Here is a 3,775-nt window from a genome sequence, read left to right on the forward strand (position 1 = left end):
CATTTTGGGCAGTACGTTCTTTATTCTCGTTGGCCTGAATCTTATTCTGCTTGATTGTTTGTCGCTGGATAGATGCGAAGCGAAAGCTTGGTACGATAACAAACAAGCTTGCAAGGCATAGTAAAAGTAAAGCGGGTAACCAAAAGTCGTACATTAAGATTTATCCTGATCGTTGTCGGCATCAAACTCACGAAGCAATGCCTGAACTTTGTTGTTTGTACTGTCGGCCCTAGAATCAGATACCGAATCATTGCTCGTTGATGTGCCAGGTTTATCTTGATTGGTGTTTCGCTTATTACGAACAGCGTAAGCGATAACGCCCATGCCAAAAATGATAAAAATCCAAGGTCCATACCAGAGCATTAAGGTTTCACTACTAACTTTTGGCTTATAGGTGACGAAATCTCCAAAGCGATCAATCATAAATTGAACAACTTCTTCAGGACTACTCCCTTCTTCAAGTAAACGGTGAACCTCTTTGCGCATGTCGGCAGCAATTGGGGCGTTAGAGTCAGCGATATCTTGATTTTGACATTTTGGGCAACGGAGCTCCTTAGTCAACTCAAGGTAATTCATGCGCCTTTCTTCATCAGAAAACTGATAAACGTCTATATTTGCGCTAATAGGAAGCGAAAAGAAAGTTGTAAGGGAAAACAGCAAAATTAATCTGCTTGTGAGCTCGTTCATAGCACCACCTTTCCTTCGAGTTTGTCGATCAAAGGCTTAAGCGTCGAGTGCCAGACTTTGTCATCAACGACACCAACATGGCGATGCCTGACATATCCGTGCTGATCGATAATGTATGTCTCTGGAGCACCATAAACACCTAGATCAAATCCAAGCTTTCCCTCAGGGTCGTAAATGTTGAATGTATAAGGGTTGCCTAGTTTTGCAAGCCAAACCTGAGCAGCATCACGCTCATCCTTGTAATTTAATCCAGCGATTTTGACGCCCTGCTCTGACAGAGTGTTTAGATAGGGGTGCTCAACTCGACACGATGGGCACCAGGTTGCCCAGACATTTAAGAGCATTACCTCACCGCTGAATACTGAGTTATTGAGCTGCTTATTTTGGTCTGACAAAGAACTCAGCTGAAACTTCGGTACTGGGTCGTTTAGCCGTGCCGTTTCTAGTTTGGTAGGATCCTTACCGATAGCGGTATATAGTATGAGCCCAAGAGCAATAGTAAGAACGAGAGGTGTGAAAAGGACGATTCTTTTGTTCATACCAGGCCTCCATTTTTATTGTCTACGAGTTTTGACTTTAAGCGATAACGACGATCACTTATCGCAAACAATCCACCTAGCGCCATAAAAATAGTGCCAAGCCAAATCCATCTAACGAAGGGTTTTATTTGAATACGAACTGCCCAGGCACCGTCAGTGAGTGGCTCGCCTAAAGCAATATAGAGATCACGGAATAGCCCGGCATCAATGCCTGCTTCCGTCATAGGGCTGTTCTTAGAGAAGTAAACTCGCTTCTCGGGGTGTAATGTGGCGACTTCGTTCCCTGATGCAACCGAGGTAACACGTACCGTGGCACGATCAGCCTGATAGTTAGCGCCAGTATAGGGATCTAAGCTTTCAAATACGAAGTTGTAACCAGACACACTCACTTGCTCGCCAGGCGCCATACGAATATCTCTTTCTTCAGATTCAACCGACACTAGCGTTACGCCTAGAATACTAAAGGCAAACCCCAAGTGGCCAAGCGTCATTCCAACATAGGAACGGCTGAGTCGTCTCAGGCCGCGAATGCGTCCGGCTTTGTTCTCTGATTTCTGATATACGTCTTTTAAGGTAAAGCCGGTAATCCAAAGCGCTAGAAATGACCCAAAAAACGCACCGACATGAAATTCTTCAAAAAGAATAAATGGCAAGGCGAAAGCGATCAATACCGCCGACAAGGCAACCCAGCGTAGTTGCTTAATCAAAAGTGAAAGCTCAGTGTTTTTCCAACGCCCGACAACACCAAAACCCATCACGATCGCTAAAATGGACATCAGCGGTGCAAAAACGGCGTTAAAGTAAGGAGGCCCAATTGATAGTTTGCCTGCGCCGATAAAATCTAATACTAATGGATAGAGTGTACCCATCATAACTGTGACCCATGCAACGACCAGTAATAGATTGTTTACCAGCAAAAAGGTTTCCCTAGATAGCATGCTAAATTGAGCTTTGCTGCGAACCTCGGGAACCTTGAGCGCATAAAGTGTTAGAGAGCAAACCATTGTGATGCCGAGCAAGCCAAGAACGAATTGACCGCGAGCAGGGTCCGATGCAAACGCATGAACAGATGTTAGCACCCCAGAGCGAACAAGAAAGGTCCCGAGTAAACTGAGCGAAAATGCAAAGATCGCGAGTAATACAGTCCAGCTCTTAAATACTCCGCGTTTTTCGGTTACAGCCAGGGAGTGTATTAAAGCGGTACCCACGAGCCATGGCATAAAGGAAGCGTTTTCTACTGGGTCCCAGAACCACCAGCCACCCCAGCCAAGTTCATAATATGCCCACCAGCTACCCAGGGAAATACCTAAGGTGAGGAACGCCCAGGCTACTGTAGTCCAGGGGCGTGACCATCTAGCCCAAGCTGAATCTAGTTGACCGCTCATCAATGCGGCAATCGCAAAGGCAAACACAACCGAAAAACCGACATAGCCCATATAGAGCATTGGCGGATGAACGATCAGTCCAAAGTCTTGAAGTAGAGGGTTTAGATCAGCGCCCTCTGCTGGAAACTCCGGTAAGTAACGGTCGAAAGGGTTTGACGTCAAAATAATGAAGGATAAAAAACCGATACTTATCATCCCCATTACCGATAACACTCTTGCGAGAATATCTGAAGGCAGTTGCTTGGAAAATAACACAACAGCCGCAATCCAGCCGGAAAGAATCAATGCCCAAAGTAATAAAGACCCTTCATGACCACCCCAAATTGCACTTATCTTATATTGCAGTGGTAACAGTGTATTGGAGTGGTTGGCTACGTACTGAACACTAAAGTTATCTTGGACAAACGCAATACCCAGGCAAGTGAAGCTGAGTACCATAAAAACGAACTGCCCCCAGGCTATTGGACGGGCTAGATAGACGCACAATGCATTATTGCGAGCAGCTCCCCATAGTGGAACGACAGCCAATAAAACGCTTAGTGAAAAAGCGATGACTAGTGCAAGATGCCCTATTTCTGGTGTAAACATCTACGGCTGTCCTTCTTCGACGGGTTTAGTATGAATGCCTTTTGGCGCGGTGCCACCAGACTTTTCTAAAGCGTCAGCAACTTCGGGCGGCATATAGTTCTCATCGTGCTTGGCTAGAACTTCATCGGCTATAAGAACATTGTTCTCATCGAGCCGGCCAAGCGCTACAATCCCCTGTCCTTCTCTAAAGAGGTCTGGCAGTATTCCTGTATAAGAAACCTCTACGTTTTCTTTATAATCGGTTAGCGCGAAGGTGGTGGCCAAACTATTTTCGCTACGTTTAACGCTTCCCTCTACAACCATGCCTCCAGCACGAATACGAGCGCCCTTTGGGGCCTCTCCTTGTGCGATTTGTGTTGGGTTATAAAATAGATTTATATTTTCCGTCAAAGCGTACATGGCCAGACCAATCACGGTCCCAAACCCAACGAGAAGAAAAATAATAAGTGTAAGGCGTTGTTTGCGCTTAGGGTGCATCAATTATTTCCACCTGAAATCAATACTGAAAGATTAGTAAAATAGTTAGCAAATCGTCTGCTAAGGCTCAGTCTGTGCGGTTTGTTTATTCTTGAGTTC

At 45.5% G+C, this 3,775-nt stretch carries 4 protein-coding genes; all 4 read right to left on the reverse strand.

What is annotated here, in order from left to right; translation table 11 throughout:
• Positions 1–153: 153 nt before the first annotated feature.
• The 4 genes from A3761_RS09680 to ccmE are packed head-to-tail and all read right to left on the reverse strand — an operon-like array spanning position 154 to position 3,676.
• A complete protein-coding gene (locus tag A3761_RS09680) occupies positions 154–687 on the reverse strand; it encodes a cytochrome c-type biogenesis protein (RefSeq protein WP_068508837.1) in 534 nt (177 codons plus the stop codon).
• Positions 684–1,226 (reverse strand): DsbE family thiol:disulfide interchange protein, encoded by a 543-nt coding sequence (locus A3761_RS09685; protein WP_068510742.1) that lies wholly within the window; start codon positions 1,224–1,226, stop codon positions 684–686. The genes A3761_RS09680 and A3761_RS09685 overlap by 4 nt, the downstream gene beginning before the upstream one ends.
• Positions 1,223–3,199 carry a heme lyase CcmF/NrfE family subunit gene (locus A3761_RS09690; protein ID WP_068510739.1) on the reverse strand — a complete coding sequence of 659 codons (1,977 nt, stop codon included), beginning with the start codon at positions 3,197–3,199 and terminating at the stop codon, positions 1,223–1,225. The genes A3761_RS09685 and A3761_RS09690 overlap by 4 nt, the downstream gene beginning before the upstream one ends.
• Entirely contained in the window at positions 3,200–3,676 is a 477-nt protein-coding gene (ccmE, locus tag A3761_RS09695; protein WP_068510737.1) for a cytochrome c maturation protein CcmE, read from the reverse strand.
• Between the last annotated feature and the right edge of the window lie 99 nt (positions 3,677–3,775).

Source organism: Oleiphilus sp. HI0123, assembly GCF_001635315.1.